The sequence below is a fragment of the Rhizobium sp. CCGE 510 genome (genome assembly GCF_000292525.1).
Lineage (GTDB): Bacteria > Pseudomonadota > Alphaproteobacteria > Rhizobiales > Rhizobiaceae > Rhizobium.
This window is the reverse complement of the sequence record NZ_AEYF01000015.1, coordinates 271,849-286,599: the sequence shown is the minus strand read 5'-3', so window position 1 is coordinate 286,599 and position 14,751 is coordinate 271,849. Positions and strand designations below refer to the sequence as shown.

The 14,751-nt window shown below is 59.6% G+C and carries 14 protein-coding genes and 1 pseudogene; 11 read left to right on the top strand and 4 right to left on the bottom strand.

All coding sequences use genetic code 11. The features are described from left to right. Nucleotides 1-58: 58 nt before the first annotated feature. A pseudogene (locus RCCGE510_RS33225) lies at nucleotides 59-234 on the top strand (LacI family DNA-binding transcriptional regulator); the annotation flags it as partial. Between the two features lie 103 nt (nucleotides 235-337). Here RCCGE510_RS33225 and RCCGE510_RS08430 read toward each other — a convergent pair. Next, on the bottom strand, nucleotides 338-733 hold the full coding sequence (locus RCCGE510_RS08430) for a hypothetical protein (RefSeq protein ID WP_007629001.1): 396 nt from the start codon (nucleotides 731-733) through the stop codon (nucleotides 338-340). A gap of 166 nt (nucleotides 734-899) precedes the next feature. On the opposite strand from RCCGE510_RS08430, the gene RCCGE510_RS08425 reads away from it, so the two are divergent. The 3 genes from RCCGE510_RS08425 (at nucleotide 900) to RCCGE510_RS35510 (ending at nucleotide 2,085) form a co-directional block, all read left to right on the top strand. After that, the gene (locus tag RCCGE510_RS08425; protein ID WP_007629000.1) at nucleotides 900-1,202 is read left to right on the top strand and encodes a hypothetical protein; all 303 of its coding nucleotides are present in this window, start codon (nucleotides 900-902) and stop codon (nucleotides 1,200-1,202) included. 137 nt (nucleotides 1,203-1,339) lie between these two features. Beyond that, nucleotides 1,340-1,528: a hypothetical protein gene (locus RCCGE510_RS08420; protein WP_007628999.1), complete on the top strand. Its 189-nt coding sequence runs from the start codon at nucleotides 1,340-1,342 to the stop codon at nucleotides 1,526-1,528. 254 nt (nucleotides 1,529-1,782) lie between these two features. After that, nucleotides 1,783-2,085: a hypothetical protein gene (locus tag RCCGE510_RS35510; RefSeq protein WP_007628998.1), complete on the top strand. Its 303-nt coding sequence runs from the start codon at nucleotides 1,783-1,785 to the stop codon at nucleotides 2,083-2,085. A gap of 85 nt (nucleotides 2,086-2,170) precedes the next feature. On the opposite strand, the gene RCCGE510_RS35505 is transcribed toward RCCGE510_RS35510, so the two are convergent. Further along, the gene (locus RCCGE510_RS35505; RefSeq protein WP_240539638.1) at nucleotides 2,171-2,425 is read right to left on the bottom strand and encodes a hypothetical protein; all 255 of its coding nucleotides are present in this window, start codon (nucleotides 2,423-2,425) and stop codon (nucleotides 2,171-2,173) included. Nucleotides 2,426-2,746: 321 nt separating this feature from the next. On the opposite strand from RCCGE510_RS35505, the gene RCCGE510_RS08410 reads away from it, so the two are divergent. Continuing rightward, entirely contained in the window at nucleotides 2,747-4,870 is a 2,124-nt protein-coding gene (locus RCCGE510_RS08410; protein WP_007628994.1) for a calcium-binding protein, read from the top strand. Nucleotides 4,871-4,992: 122 nt separating this feature from the next. Continuing rightward, complete coding sequence (locus tag RCCGE510_RS08405) at nucleotides 4,993-5,286, top strand: hypothetical protein (RefSeq protein ID WP_007628993.1); 294 nt, start codon at nucleotides 4,993-4,995, stop codon at nucleotides 5,284-5,286. Here the strand turns inward: RCCGE510_RS08405 and RCCGE510_RS08400 are convergent. Continuing rightward, on the bottom strand, nucleotides 5,283-7,385 hold the full coding sequence (locus RCCGE510_RS08400; protein ID WP_007628992.1) for an ATP-binding protein: 2,103 nt from the start codon (nucleotides 7,383-7,385) through the stop codon (nucleotides 5,283-5,285). The genes RCCGE510_RS08405 and RCCGE510_RS08400 overlap by 4 nt on opposite strands. Next, on the bottom strand, nucleotides 7,382-8,122 hold the full coding sequence (locus tag RCCGE510_RS08395; protein WP_007628991.1) for a response regulator transcription factor: 741 nt from the start codon (nucleotides 8,120-8,122) through the stop codon (nucleotides 7,382-7,384). The genes RCCGE510_RS08400 and RCCGE510_RS08395 overlap by 4 nt, the downstream gene beginning before the upstream one ends. Before the next feature lie 236 nt (nucleotides 8,123-8,358). On the opposite strand from RCCGE510_RS08395, the gene RCCGE510_RS08390 reads away from it, so the two are divergent. The 5 genes from RCCGE510_RS08390 (at nucleotide 8,359) to RCCGE510_RS08370 (ending at nucleotide 14,737) form a co-directional block, all read left to right on the top strand. Beyond that, entirely contained in the window at nucleotides 8,359-9,351 is a 993-nt protein-coding gene (locus tag RCCGE510_RS08390) for an ABC transporter substrate-binding protein (protein ID WP_007628990.1), read from the top strand. A gap of 115 nt (nucleotides 9,352-9,466) precedes the next feature. Beyond that, entirely contained in the window at nucleotides 9,467-10,492 is a 1,026-nt protein-coding gene (locus tag RCCGE510_RS08385; RefSeq protein ID WP_007628989.1) for an ABC transporter substrate-binding protein, read from the top strand. 87 nt (nucleotides 10,493-10,579) lie between these two features. Next, nucleotides 10,580-12,811 (top strand): iron ABC transporter permease, encoded by a 2,232-nt coding sequence (locus RCCGE510_RS08380; protein ID WP_007628988.1) that lies wholly within the window; start codon nucleotides 10,580-10,582, stop codon nucleotides 12,809-12,811. Beyond that, nucleotides 12,808-13,869, top strand: a complete 1,062-nt coding sequence (locus RCCGE510_RS08375) for an ABC transporter ATP-binding protein (protein ID WP_007628987.1) — start codon at nucleotides 12,808-12,810, stop codon at nucleotides 13,867-13,869. The genes RCCGE510_RS08380 and RCCGE510_RS08375 overlap by 4 nt, the downstream gene beginning before the upstream one ends. Before the next feature lie 46 nt (nucleotides 13,870-13,915). Continuing rightward, nucleotides 13,916-14,737 carry an inositol monophosphatase family protein gene (locus tag RCCGE510_RS08370; protein ID WP_037078105.1) on the top strand — a complete coding sequence of 274 codons (822 nt, stop codon included), beginning with the start codon at nucleotides 13,916-13,918 and terminating at the stop codon, nucleotides 14,735-14,737. Nucleotides 14,738-14,751 lie beyond the last annotated feature (14 nt).

Sequence of the window (14,751 nt, the reverse complement as noted above, 5' to 3'; positions counted from 1 at the left end):
ATGCCGGGACTAAACACCTAGGGGATTGCGCCTTATCTGTCACCAGGAGGCGTTTCCGATGGCGACGTTGCAGCAGATCGCGTTCCGGGCGGGATGCTCGCTGGAGACGGCAAGCCGGGTTCTCAACGCAACGGACCGGCCAGCGACCTGATGGTGCGCAAGGTGCGCCGCGCGGCCGCGGAGCTCGGCTACCGCCCGGCCGCCCTGTCGGCTGGGCGGATGGGACGCAGGCCGAGGCGCTGCTTGCCAGGCTGCCGCCGACCGTGCTGTTCAACAAAGGCAGCCGACTGGGACCGGGCAGCCTTCGCCTGGATTTGGAATTGGAAGCGCCCTGCGATCAATGCCGTCGCGCGTTGGCGGGAATGGACGACACCGTGGCCGAGACAGGGTCGCTTGCCGGAAAGCTATCCTCAAGACCTTCATTGAGTTCTTCCTCCAGCACCTGACTGTCATGGGTCGAACGTGCGCTCGGCTGACCGATCAGGCCCTTGCTGCCTTCGTCGAAATTGCCGTTGCTCAAGGCATCGTAACGGTTGATGCTGCCATCCGCCTCCCCGGCCGCAAAGCTGGTCAGCTGGACCATCATCACCTTAGCGTGGTCGACGGCCTTGGAATCGTCGAGGTCGCCATGAGAGTTATCGATCTTGACGGAGATCGATTCTCCTCCTTCGCCCAAGAATTCGACGGTGAAAACGTCGCCGGCCTGTGTCACTCGTGTATCGATCAATTGCATGGAGACCTCCTGTGTTCATCGGTATCAACGGCAATCACGGTCCGTGAGTTCCACGCCATTTCGACGCAACGCAGCGGCCGATTCTCCGGTAGCGCGCCCGGCCGGAACCCAGACCGGAACAAAGAATTGCGGACGCGCGTTCATTGACGTTCAAAAGGTCGCGTCCATGTCGAAATCACCACTGTCGCCGCAAGAGAAACATTCGTTTTTGAATATTCCCGCAGACCAAAAACTCGCATTGATATCGCGATATTCGCAGGCGTTGCGCAAGCTCGCCAGATCGGCTGAAGCGGTCGGACGGGGTGATATGCTGCCGATGCTGTTTCAGGTGGCTGATGGGCTGGACAGAATGGCACCCGAGATTGCCGAGACCGAGGCGGGCGTCGAGGTGATGGCGCGTACGGCGCGGCTGATCCAGGCGAGCGAAGACATGCTGGTGCCGAAGTCCTCCTCATCGGTCACCCATTGAGCGTGCTCCAGTCAGAACGACCGAACAAAGGTAGCACCGACCCTCATCCTTATGGTTAATTTATTAATAATTCAGAGTTTATAGATAGAACGAAGCGGCCTTCGCGAGTGTTGATGGTGCGCCGCAGAGGAACCCCGATGATCCTGAAAATCCTTGCCCCCAAGATCGACGCCGATTGCCATGACACCGGCACTTATGCCGATGGCATCTTTGCTGAAAACCGGATCGATCTGTCCGCTCGCCGCGACGGCCGCCGCCGCTCGCAGCATGAACGTGACTACGGTGCCGGAAGAAGCTTGCAAAACCTGCCGGTCGGGTTTGCCTGAGCGCTGCACCAATAGCCCGCTGTCTTGGAAAAGCGTGAGGCGCGACGCCGTGCTGCCTGCGAAAGACTAGGACGCCTGACGCAGGCAGCACGGCATTGAGCGTTCCTGCCGTGGCTCTGATGTTTCCGCCACAGTCGCCGACATCCAGCCGCTATATGTCCGAGCATCGGTATTGAATATCTCTTCCCAGTCACCCGCTTCGGGTCGCAGACGACGGAGCACCTCTGCGGTCCGTCCAAACCAGCCGGCGATCCGTGACAGGCCGCACCATCCGGATGGAAATCTTCCGCCCCGATCTGCGTCAGCGACCAGATGTCGGTCCGGTAGGCGAGCGATCCATCATCCTTGGTGATGCGATACATATACGGCGTGCCGACCATGCCGTCGAAATTGGCAAGACGGCCGTCGTCGCCGGTTTCAACCGACCAGATCCCCTCACCGGTCCTTCGCATGGCGATGGTCCCGAGCGCTCCGGTGTCGTCGTCGGCGACGTAGCCGATGGCGGGATCAGCGAGAACGAGCGAGACCTCCCGAGCGTTCGGCGCGCCCAGACCTAGAAGCGGATGCCGTCGGCACCGTTGCGCCTTTCAACCCGGTTCGCCCCTAGAGGGCCGATCCATGTCAGATAACAGATCTGCGGCGCTATGTCCTGCCGGGTTCGAAGGAACATTCGCGACGCGATGAGCTCTCGTCATCCAATTCGGCGGCGACCGCCCAAATATCCGGCATGCCCGGCCGATCGAGTTCAATGCCCCAGCGAAAATTCGTGCCGATCTCGCCATCGGGAAAGAAAACCCTGGCGACAAAGACATCCTCGTCATGAGAGTGCCGCATCGGAACCGATGTCCAATCATTCGAGGGGCGGCCCTGCTCGTCCCAACTGCCGGAGACGGACATTATCGAACGCCATCGATGGCAGACCGCTGCGAAACCGGAATTGCACATTGACGGTCATCGGATCCTCCAGATGCATCGGATTTCGCCGGTTCGGCTTATGCGGCAGCCTCACCCAGGCATGATCTGCCGGCCGACCCGAAAAACGCAAGCAAGATTGATGATCTCATCGCACGAATTGCTGCCCGACACGGGCCACATTCGGGACAACATATCATGGTTAACGGGCAGCACTGCACGGCCCTCCTCGTGTATTAATCGAGTCGGCGATACAAATGGGGATATATTCCCATGGCCGGCTCCCTCGCAAACCGGGAGAAAACTATGGCTCAAGCCGTAAGAATAAACGATATTATTCGCTCCTTCGGAATTGATACGCATATCGATTACACCGACGGAAAATATTCCAATGTTGGAGAGGTTGTTAAGGCTTTAGACTATCTTGGCCTTGATACGGTTCGCGATCACGCCCCCAATTCCGCTTCCGACCCGAACGGTCAAACCCATCTCGGCGATGCGGCCGAAGCCGGCGTGCAGTTCGTCTTCAGCGCCCAGCGGGAAGTCGACCCCACGACGGTGGCCCAGCGGCTGCATACTTTCGTGCAGGCTCATCCAGGCTCAGTCGTCGGCATCGAGGGGCCGAACGAAGTCAATAACTGGCCGGTCAGCTATCACGGTCTTAGCGGCCAGGCAGCAGCCATCGCCTACCAAAAAGACCTGTCTGCCGCCGTCAACGCCGATTCCTTGCTGAAGAACATCCCGGTCCTCGGCTTTACCGGATATACGGTCGCTTCCGCGTCGGATTACACGACGATCCATACCTATGCGAAGGACGGCGACCAGCCATTTTCATGGCTTTCCCGCGAAGCCGGTGTTCAGCGCGCTGCCGATCCGGGCAAGCCGCTTGTTATCACCGAAACCGGTTACCACACCTCGCTCACCGCCGACACCAATGGCGGCTGGGAAGGCGTCAGTGAAGCGACGCAGGCAAAGCTGGTGCTCAACACGCTGATGGACGGCGCAGCACTCGGATCGAAGCAGACCTTCATCTACGAGCTGCTGGACGCCTATTCCGATCCGCAGGGCGCCAATCAGGAAAAGCATTTCGGGCTTTTTCATCTCGATTATTCGGCCAAGCCGGCGGCGACGACGATCCACAACCTCACCACAATCCTTGAGGACGACGGCGCGACAAAAGCGAGCTTCAACGCGGGAGCCCTCAATTATTCGATCGACGGCATGCCGTCCTCCGCCCACAGCTTGCTCACCGAAAAATCGGACGGCAGCTACCAGATCATCATCTGGAACGAACCAGACATCTGGAATCAGTCCACTGACACGGCCATTCAAGCCGCGACGACGGGAGTTAAGGTCAATCTCGGGGCCTCGTTCGGCTCTGTGAAGGTTTTCGACCCGGTGAGCGGGACCACGGCGATCAAAAGCCTCAGCAATGTATCGTCGCTGACGGTGGATGTCCTCGACCATCCGATTATCATCGACATCGGTGGCGGCAGCGCCAGCACGCCGCCACCCACCGGCCATACCTACGGCGGCACAGGCAACGACATATTCACCGTGAGCAGCCCTACTCAAATTGTCGACGAAAGCCGGGGCGGCGGAACCGATACCGTCATGTCGTCGATCAGCTTCAGCCTCAAGGATACGGCGCATACGATCGGTAACGTCGAGAACCTGACGCTGACCGGCACCGCCAATCTGAACGGCACCGGAAATGGCCTGGCAAACGCTCTCGTCGGCAATTCCGGCAACAATATCCTTGATGGCAGCACTGGTGCCGACCATATGTCGGGCCATGCCGGCAACGATTCTTATGTGGTCGACAACGCGGGCGATTTTGCCGATGAAACAGGGGCTTCCGGCAAGGACACTGTCAAGGCTTCGATCTCCTTCAGCCTGGCCGATGTCAAGCACGCGGCCGGTACGATCGAGAATCTCGCCTTGACCGGAACGGCCAATCTCAGCGCGACAGGCAACAACACCGCCAACGTTCTCACCGGCAACGACGGCAACAACACGATCAATGGCGGCAAAGGCGCCGACCAGCTGACCGGCGGCCTCGGCAACGACAAGCTGATCGGCAAAGCCGGCGCAGACACGCTGACCGGCGGCGGTGGCGGCGATAGCTTCGTCTTCGATGTCAAGCCCGACAATGTCAGCGTCGACAAGATCACGGATTTCTCCTCAGCGGCCGGCGACAAGCTGCTGCTCGACCATTCGATTTTCGCCGCACTCAGCCTATCGGGATTTTCGGATGAGAATCTCGTTCTCGGAACGAAAGCGCTCGAGGCCGACGACAGGCTGATCTACGATCAGGCGAGCGGCAGTCTCGCCTATGACGCGGATGGAAGTGCGGCGGGCACGGCAATCCATGTCGCGGATCTCGACAATTCCGCGGCGCTTCACTTCAAAGATTTCGGGCTTGTCTGATCCGGCTGGCCTGTCGTCTTCTGGCGGCGGGCCGCTGCACCACGTTTCCAGGCTCCCCTTGCCGAGGTGACATTCCCGGCCACATTCCTCCGTTGACCCAACTCGCAGCACCGGAGAAGCCTTTGCCCTGGATTGCCTATATCGCCCATTTCATTGCCGCAGCGTTTCTGACCAACGGCGTCCCGCATTTCGTCAACGGCGTCAGCGGCCGGCCTTTCCGCACTCCATTCGCAAAGACCAGTTCGCCGGCGGTGAACGTCGTCTGGGGTTGGGTCAATTTCCTGATCGCCTTCCTGCTGTTTGCCAATATCGGGCCGCTCTATATCGGCACGCCGGGCGATACGATCTTCGTCGCGGCCGGCATGCTCGTCGCCGGAATCCTGCTCGCCCGGATTTTCGAGCGCGGTGCGAACTAGCGCAAATCGGTTGGGAAGCTAAGCTTAACAGTCGTTCCGTGTCCGGGAGAGGAATAGATGAAGGCCTCTCCGCCGCTCTGACGGACAAAGCCGTAAACCATCGCCAGGCCAAGGCCTGCTCCACCCTGTACGCCTCGTGTGGTGAAATAGGGCTCGAAAGCTTTGTCTACGACCTCCGGGCTCATGCCTATGCCGCTGTCGGCAACCGAGATCAGCAATATGTCTCTGTTTACCGTTGCGCCGATAACAATTGTGCCTCCCACCGGCATCGCTGCCGAAGCGTTGAGGCAGAGGTTCAAAACGGACTGTTCCAAGAGCGCCGCGTCGAGCGATATGACCGGGAGGTCAGCATTCAGTTCCAGCTTGATGTGGCACTTTGCACCGACGGCGATCTCCAGGATATCGGCCATCCCACGAAGAAGGCTGGCGACATCCACCGGGCTTGGATAAAACGGCTGCTGGCTGCCGATCGATAGCATGCTTCCGGCCAGCGACCGGCCTCTCTCGGCAGCCTTGCGGATCCGTGCTATGTTGCGTTTCTGCCGATCGTTGAAGCCGGTTTCACGCTCGAGAAGGCCGAGGCTGCCGGTAATGATGCCGATCATGTTGCCCACTTCATGGCTTACCTGATGCGTCATGCGCATGATGCCGTCCAGTCGCTGGACCTTTGCGGCTTCCGCCTCCTGTCGATCCATCAGCGTTACGTCGCGTGCCAGAAGAACGATGCCGCCCTCCGGCTGTCGCGACATCGAAATCTCGATCACCCGCTGGTCACCGGTCCGATGGCGGACGACTGCTCGTTCCGGCAGGGTACCGCGGTCCGGATCGGAGGGCAGCAAGGCGGGATCGATCTCCGGCACGGGCTCGACAAACCGGCGCAGCGGCAATTTGCGGGCGGAACCCGAATGGCCAAACAGTTCGATGATCCGCCTGTTCATGGTAATCGGCCGCCCCACCTTGTCGAAAAGCGCAATCCCCTCGTTCATGTTGCGAAAGGTTGAACGGATGGTGCGAGCGGCGGCTTCTGCAGTGCGTCTCAATCGAGACACACGATCCACGCTGTCCTTGAAGGCGCGGAAGGCGTCCAGCAGACGCACAAGCTCGGTTTCATTTCCACCGTAGGCTGGCGGGCCCACGTCGTTTTCACCCTTGGCGAGCGCATTCATGCCGGTCGACAGCGCCACGATACCCCGTGAGACGCGCATAACCGACCGGATGGAGAAAATTGCCATGATGAGCACGAGCAGGAAAGCCAACGCTACGGTTACCAGAAGCCGGCTCAAAGCATCGGAAGTCGAAAGCAGATCGTCGTTCAGCTGGCGTGCAACTGCATCACTTTGCGTCTCCGTTGCATGAGAGAGGTCGCGGGAGACGGCATGCAGCTTCGCTACCGACGCCCGGATCGCGAACATGTTCAAGAGGTATCGTGTTTGAGCTTCGAACACGCGCTCATACGGCTGAAGCTCGACAGGCGAAATTCTCGAATCCGACCCGGTTCTCTCCTGCGCGGCCGTCGTACCTGCCACGTAGCGCCTGCGAAGTTCGCCGAGCTGGAAAAGACTGTCGGACGTGGAAGCCGCTTGCACGATCCCATTCACTTGACGGCGCAGATCGCGATCGACGATGCCTTTGCCGGTCGCCACCTCCCCTAGCGCCGCTGCGGCTTCAGCCTTGTGATTTTGGGCGGCGTCGGCGTCCCTGGCAAGCACAAGCGTCTGTGTCCTGATAAGGTCGAGAAGCTCTACCATCCTGGTGCTCGCAAAGCCGCGAACAGCCTTGTCTGCTCCACGAGGTTCGGCTGTCTTCAACAGGCTGTCGACCTGCAACACGACAGCACGGCTCTCGCTCGCCACCCGGTAAGGCGAAGTCGAGTTCATCAGGAAGGGCGCGCTCGACACCATATCGGATACCTGTCGGGAGACGAGTGAGGCTTTGGCCAGGCTTGTGAAGGCCTGCAAGCCATAGGCTGCCATTTCATCACGGGCGCGCTGCAGCCCGTAGATCGCGATCGCCGAAAGACTGAACACCAGGAAGCAGATGAAGGCAATCGCGAAAGGCAAGCGAAAGGCAATCGAAGACAGAAAGGAGCGGCTGATCACGCTGACGGCTCGCCGTCGCCGGTGTGCAGGACATAGCCTTTTCCGCGTCGTGTCTTGATATGGCGCGGGAGGTCGGGATTACGTTCGATTTTCCGCCGAAGCCGCAGAACCAGGACGTCGACGTTGCGGTCGATGTAGCGATCGCTTTCCGAGCCAAGCCGATCGAGGATCTGCGCTCGGCTCACCGGCTGGTTGGGGGTCTGCGCAAGGATTTCAAGCAAGGCGAATTCGGCCGTCGTCAGCGTTTTGCTGCGGTCGACCAGGCAGACGGCCTGCCGGCCCATCAGGTCGATGGCCCAATCGCCAAGCAGCAAAGAAGGACGCCCGTGTTCCCGCTCACTCTCCTTCTCCTGTTTCAGCGACGGCACGGTTCGCCGCAGGACAGCTTTGATGCGGGCCGTCAGTTCGATCGGTTCGAACGGCTTGACGACATAGTCATCCGCAGCGGTTTCCAGGCCGAGGACACGATCGGCAGCACTGCCGGCTGCAGTCACCATGACGATGCCGATATTGACTTCCGATCTCAGTTTTTGGGCGAACGCTCGGCCTGATGTACGCGGCAGATTGTGATCGACTAGCACCAGATGCATCTGCTCTCGCGCCAGGATATCCGTCGCCTCTTCGGCGGATCCCGCGCAGGTCGGAATCCATCCCTCGGCCTCGACGAGATCGGAGATAAGCTCCGCCATATCCGGATCGTCCTCGACGATCAGAATTCGAACCTTCTGATTCAGCACCGCTTGATCCTCCCGGCGCCATCATAGGCATGCCGACGCCAATGTTCAAAGCGTTGCTGATGATGAGGTTTGTCACATTTGTAATGAATGTAACATCGTTCGGCCCGGCGGTGAAAAATCGGTAACCATTCTTCGATTGCGATGACGTGAAGATCTGACATGCTGACTGCGGAGACTGGAACGGGAAGGTTCCACGGGAGGCTTGGGTGAGAACATCGACCGCTTTTGCTGCGGGCATGGCTTTCTGGCTGTGCGGCGCAAGCCAAGGCATGACCGAGGCGAGATTGAACGTCCTGTGCGGCGTCGACGAAGCTTGGTGCATGACCATGGAAAATGCGTTCGAAGCCCGAATGGGCGTGGATATCTCCATGGTTCGCAAGAGCACCGGTGAGATACTTGATCAGATCCGTGCCGAAAAATCACATCCAACCGTGGATGTCTGGTGGGGTGGGACTGGTGATGCCCATCTACAGGCTGCCTCAGAAGATTTGCTCGAGCGATACCAGCCCGACCATGAACACGATATGCTGCCCTGGGCGCAGAACTTCTTCGCCATGTCCGGCTCACGTTCGGCCGCCATCTATGCGGGGGCTCTGGGTTTCGCCTACAATTTCGATCTTCTCGCAGCGCTGAAGCTTCCAGCCCCAATCTGCTGGCAGGATTTGACAAAAGAGGTTTATCGCGGCCATATCCAGTCGGGCAATCCGAATTCTTCCGGAACGGCTTTCACGATGCTGGCCACGCTCGTGCAACTCCTCGGCGAGGAGGAAGCGTTCCGTTACTTGGCCGCGCTCAACCGCAATATTGCGGAATATACCAAGTCCGGCTCAGCCCCGGTAAAGGCTGCCGCCCGCGGTGAAATCCTGATCGGCATCTCGTTCATGCATGACGCCGTGACGCTGAAGGAAGCGGGCGCGCCCCTGGTCATTGTCGCTCCCTGTGAGGGGACCGGCTACGAGATCGGCGCAGTCAGCATTGTCAAGGGTACGCAAAATACCCGTCTTGCCCAGGCATTTGTCGATTTTTCCCTCAGTCCTGAAGGTCAGGCGACGGGGGCCGCCGCGGGCCAAAACCAGGTTCCGTCCAATGCCAAGGCGGCTTTACCGCTGGCCGCTCCCGACATCGCGATGATCAAGATGGTGGACTATGACTTTGCCACGTTTGGCTTACCCGATGAGCGAAGTCGGCTCTTAGCTCGTTTCGACGGCGAGATTTCCCCGAGCCAATAAGGCGGGATCCAACTTCAATTTGACACTCCAAACACGGTGCGATCATCGCGCCGCGACGGGCAGCGCTTTTGTCGCTGACCCACCCCTCTCAGAAGCAAGCAACAGGAGGATACCCATGCGACTGACACTTCTTTCCACGCTTCTCTTTGCCGGAACAGCGCTTGGCGCCGGTTCGGTACAGGCCGCCGGCGAGCTCAATCTCATCTGCTCGGCCGATGTCGTCATCTGCGAGCAGATGAAGGGCGATTTCGAAAAGGCCCATGACATCAAGGTCAACATGGTGCGCCTGTCGTCGGGCGAGACCTATGCCAAAATACGCGCCGAAGCTCGCAACCCGAAAACCGATCTCTGGTGGGCCGGCACCGGTGATCCGCATGTACAGGCGGCATCGGAGAACCTGACGCTCGAGTACAAGTCGCCGATGCTCGACCAGCTGCAGGATTGGGCGAAAAAGCAGGCGGAGAGCACCGGCTTCAAGACGGTCGGCGTCTACGCCGGTGCGCTGGGCTGGGGTTACAACACCGAGATCTTCAAGACCAAGGGCTACAAGGAACCCCGGTGCTGGGCCGACCTTCTGGCGCCGGAACTGAAGGGCGAAATCCAAATTGCCAATCCTAACTCGTCGGGCACGGCCTATACGGCACTCGCTTCGCTGGTACAGATCATGGGAGAAGACCAAGCCATCGACTACCTGAAGAAGCTGAACGCCAACGTTTCGCAATACACCAAGTCCGGATCGGCTCCGGTGAAAGCGGCGGCGCGAGGCGAAACGGCCCTCGGTATCGTCTTCATGCATGACGCCGTCGCCCAGACCGCCGAAGGCTTTCCGGTCAAATCGGTCGCGCCATGCGAGGGCACCGGCTATGAAATCGGCTCCATGTCGATCATCAAAGGCGCCCGCAATCTCGACAACGCCAAGACTTGGTACGACTGGGCGCTGCGCCCCGAAGTGCAATCGCGCATGAAGGATGCCAAGTCTTTCCAGTTGCCGTCCAACAAGTCGGCGGAGGTGCCCAAGGAAGCGCCGAAGTTCGAGGACATCAAGCTGATCGACTACGACTTCAAGACCTACGGGGACCCGGCAAAGCGTAAGGCTCTGCTTGAGCGCTGGGACCGCGAAGTCGGCGCCGTTGCCAACTGAGGGTCGATGAACGGCGCGGCATTCCGGACCGATCCGGATGCCGCCCCATTCTCTATTTCCATCAACGTGAAATAAGCGAGGTATGCCATGAGACGTGGCAATCGCCGATTGGACATCGTCCTTGGCCTGGGGGCGGCTGCCCTGATCCTGATCCCGTGGTATCGCATCGAAGGCGGCTTCTTCGGATTCAACTGGCTGTCTGCATTCCCGTTCTCCGCCGATACGGCGCCTGGCCTGCTGCAAATCCTGCAACATGGAAGAAGTTGGCTTGCCGGCGTGGTTCTGCTCTTTTTGCTCGGCTGTTTGGCGCGCCTGGTGCAAGATCCGATGCGGCGCGGAACCCTGCTCGCCTTTATCGGCGCCGTCGGTCTCGTCGTCCTGTGTCTGCAGGGATTGGCGATCGGCTTTTCCGGTTGGACCTGGGCGATCAGTGAAAACCTGTTCGGCAAGTTGTCTGCGGGACAGCCTTCGATGGGTGCCGGCGCGGTGCTCATGGCGCTGGTTTTCGTTCTCCTCTTTGCGTTCGGACTGGCCGAACGCGGGGTGATGAAGGGAGACGCCTTCATCGTCGCCTCGATTTGCATTCTTGCGTTTCTAGTCACCGTCTTCGTTTTCTACCCGATCGGCAGCATGTTCATCGCTTCGGTGCAGGACTTCGATGGCTCCTTCAATCCGGATGGTCTTATACGCAACATTCAGGATCCCGGCATTTGGAGCTTTGCCTGCATATCGGGAGAAGAACGTTGCGGCGTCGCCTGGCGCACGCTGCTTCTCGCCCTGATGACCGCCTCCGCCTCGACCCTGCTCGGCCTCGGCTTTGCCCTAATCGCGACGCGCACGCGCTTTCCCTTCAAAAAGGGACTGCGGCTGCTGACGGTCCTGCCGATTATTACGCCACCCTTCGTCATCGGCCTGGCGCTGACGCTTCTGTTCGGCCGTGCCGGGGTCATCACCGAGGCGTTGTCCAGCCTCTTGAGTATCGAACCAGGTCGCTGGCTCTATGGGCTCACAGGTATCTGGATTGCTCAGGTGCTTTCTTTTACCCCGATATCCTTCCTCGTTCTTATCGGCGTCGTCGAAGGCGTCAGCCCGTCGTTGGAGGAGGCATCGCAGACCCTGCGTGCCGGTCGCTGGCGTACATTCTGGCGGGTCTCCCTGCCGCTGATGAAGCCCGGTCTCGCCAATGCCTTCCTGATCGGGTTCATCGAAAGCATGGCTGATTTCGGCAATCCGCTCGTGCTTGGCGGCACGCATGGCGTGCTTTCGACGGAAATCTTCTTTGCCGTCGTTGGGTCGCAGAACGATCCGTCGCGCGCCGCCGTTCTTGCCATCGTGCTGCTCTGCTTCACTCTTTCAGCTTTCGTCGCTCAGCGTTTCTGGCTATCGGGCAAGAACTTTGCCACGGTGACCGGCAAGGGCGACAGCGGCGCTCATATCGCATTGCCGCGCGGCCTTTCCATCATCGTGCATGCGGTGGTCGTTCCATGGATGATCTTCACCGTCGTCGTTTATGGGATGATCCTGGTCGGCGGCTTCGTGACGACCTGGGGTCTCGACAATTCGCTGACCCTCGATCACTACATTCGAGCCTTCTCGATCGATTTCGGCAATGGCGCGATCGCCTGGACCGGGGTCGCATGGAGTTCCTTCTGGACGACGATGAAGATAGCGCTCATCTCCGCCCCCTTGACCGCTGCGGTGGGTTTGCTCACGGCCTATATTATCGTGCGGCAGAAATTCGTTGGGCGGAACGTCTTCGAGTTCGCCCTGATGATGAGCTTCGCCATCCCCGGAACGGTCATCGGCGTCAGCTACATCATGGCTTTCAACCTGCCTCCGGTCGAGATGACCGGCTCCGCACTGATCCTGATCCTCTGCTTCGTCTTTCGAAACATGCCGGTCGGCGTACGTGGCGGTATCGCGGCGATGAGCCAGCTTGACAAGAGCCTGGACGAAGCATCGCTGACCTTGCGTGCGGATAGTTTTCGCACAATCCGCAAGGTGATCCTGCCGCTGCTGCGGCCAGCCATCACGGCTGCCCTGGTCTATTCCTTCGTGCGCGCCATAACCTCGATCAGTGCCGTCATCTTCCTCGTCAGCGCTGAATACAACATGGCCACGTCCTACATCGTCGGCCTCGTCGAGAACGGCGAATACGGTGTGGCGATCGCCTATTCGTCCATGCTGATCGTGGTGATGAGCACCATCATCGCCGGCTTCCAGCTCGCCGTCGGCGAGCGCCGCCTACGGCGCGAAAACCGCGTCGCAGGCAGCAACCCAGCTGCCTCTGTTCCCTTCGGTCAGGAGAAAACCGCATGATCAACGTCAAACCCGGTTCCGTCACCTTCCAGAATGTGCGCAAAACTTTCGGTGCATTCACGGCCATTCCGGACCTCTCTCTCTCCATCGAGCCGGGCACGCTGGTGACATTGCTGGGTCCATCAGGCTGCGGCAAAACCACCACGCTACGCATGCTGGCCGGGCTGGAGCATCCGACATCCGGGCGCATTCTGATCGGTGGCGCTGATGTCACCATGCTGCCCGCCAATGAGCGTGACGTCTCGATGGTCTTTCAGTCCTATGCCTTGTTTCCGCATATGACCTCGCTCGACAATGTCGCCTATGGTCTTCAGTCATCGGGCATCCGCAAGAAGGAGGCCAGGGAAAAGGCCGAGGAAGGATTGAAGCTTGTCGGCCTTGCGGGCATGGGCCATCGCCTGCCGGCGGAGCTTTCGGGGGGCCAGCAGCAACGCGTCGCGGTTGCCCGTGCGCTTGTGCTCGAGCCGCAGGTCCTACTGCTCGACGAACCGCTCTCCAACCTGGATGCGCGCCTGCGCCGGCGGGTACGCACGGAAATCCGCGAGCTGCAGCAGCGACTCGGCTTCACGGCCGTTTACGTCACGCATGACCAGGATGAGGCTCTGGCGGTGTCGGACCGCATCATCGTCATGAAGGATGGCGAGGTCGCCCAGTCGGGGACGCCGCGAGAGCTCTATGAAGCACCGGCATCTTCCTTCATCGCCGACTTCATGGGGGAGGCCAATGTCATTCCCTGTGAGGTACTCGGCGTCGAAGGCGCGGAGGCGCTTATCCGCGTTGCCGGTGTGGACCATCGTTTGCCAAGCCGCAGCGCAAAACCCGGCATGGCAAAACTCGCTGTCAGGCCCGGATCGATCACCATAGCGGCGCCCGGCCAGCAGGGCTTGCCTGGGCGCGTTCTCCACAGCGCCTATCTCGGCGGACATGTCGAATATGAGATCGAGACCGACGTCGGGACCCTCTTCATCATTGACCATGCCGTCGACAGAAACCTTCCACCCTCGAGCGAGGTCATACTCGGGTTCGAGAACCGTGGCATTGCGCTGATCAATGCCTGAAACATTTCGGCCTGAAACATTCGGAATGCTAATAAAGGATAGCAATATGACTATGCATGACGCGGATCTGGAGCGGCGCTTCACCCTGGCCAAATCCCTTGCTGAGGAGGCTGGTGCTTTGGCGCTCGACTATTTCAATAAGCGCGAGACCCTTGTGATCGAGACGAAGCGCGATCTTCAAGATGTCGTGTCGATTGCGGATCGGAACGTCGAGACCTTTCTGCGCGAGCGGGTTGCGGCAGCAATTGCCGATGACGGTTTCCTCGGCGAGGAGTTCGGTCATCAAGCGGGAAGTTCCGGCTACACCTGGGTTGTCGACCCAATCGACGGCACCGCGCCCTTCGTCAATGGCATGCCCACCTGGTGCGTTTCGATCGCTGTCCTCTACCAAGGCGTCCCGGTCATCGGCGTGATCCATGTGCCGTGTGCGAATGAGCTTTATGCCGCAGCCACCGGCCATGGCGCGCGCTTGAATGGCGAGATGCTTTTGCTCGACCCCTCCCGCACGATACAGAACGCCATGACGGGTATTGGCTGCAATACGTACGTCGCTCCCGAAGTTGTCGGCTCCATCATAACAGCGTTGCTTGGCAGCGGCGGCACCTTCATTCGGAACGGCTCCGGAGCGCTTATGCTTGCCTATGTGGCTGCAGGGCGTCTTGTCGGCTATTATGAACCTCACATGCGGGCTTGGGACTGCTTGGCGGGTTATTGCCTGGTGAAAGAAGCTGGAGGCGAGTACCTTCCCTTCCCGACCGAGGGGGAAGATTTGTTCAAGGGACATCCCGTCTTGGCCAGCAACGTTTCCGCCTATCCGGAGTTGCTGGCGATTCACAACCTGCATGTCGGCAACAGGACCGGATTGTAGAGAAGGCAAGGTAG

Coding starts and splice junctions, on each gene's coding strand:
- RCCGE510_RS08430 (WP_007629001.1), bottom strand. CDS start 733: ATGCAATTGATCGATACACGAGTGACACAGGCCGGCGACGTTTTCACC.
- RCCGE510_RS08425 (WP_007629000.1), top strand. CDS start 900: ATGTCGAAATCACCACTGTCGCCGCAAGAGAAACATTCGTTTTTGAAT.
- RCCGE510_RS08420 (WP_007628999.1), top strand. CDS start 1,340: ATGATCCTGAAAATCCTTGCCCCCAAGATCGACGCCGATTGCCATGAC.
- RCCGE510_RS35505 (WP_240539638.1), bottom strand. CDS start 2,425: ATGTCCGTCTCCGGCAGTTGGGACGAGCAGGGCCGCCCCTCGAATGAT.
- RCCGE510_RS08410 (WP_007628994.1), top strand. CDS start 2,747: ATGGCTCAAGCCGTAAGAATAAACGATATTATTCGCTCCTTCGGAATT.
- RCCGE510_RS08390 (WP_007628990.1), top strand. CDS start 8,359: ATGGCTTTCTGGCTGTGCGGCGCAAGCCAAGGCATGACCGAGGCGAGA.
- RCCGE510_RS08385 (WP_007628989.1), top strand. CDS start 9,467: ATGCGACTGACACTTCTTTCCACGCTTCTCTTTGCCGGAACAGCGCTT.
- RCCGE510_RS08380 (WP_007628988.1), top strand. CDS start 10,580: ATGAGACGTGGCAATCGCCGATTGGACATCGTCCTTGGCCTGGGGGCG.
- RCCGE510_RS08375 (WP_007628987.1), top strand. CDS start 12,808: ATGATCAACGTCAAACCCGGTTCCGTCACCTTCCAGAATGTGCGCAAA.
- RCCGE510_RS08370 (WP_037078105.1), top strand. CDS start 13,916: ATGACTATGCATGACGCGGATCTGGAGCGGCGCTTCACCCTGGCCAAA.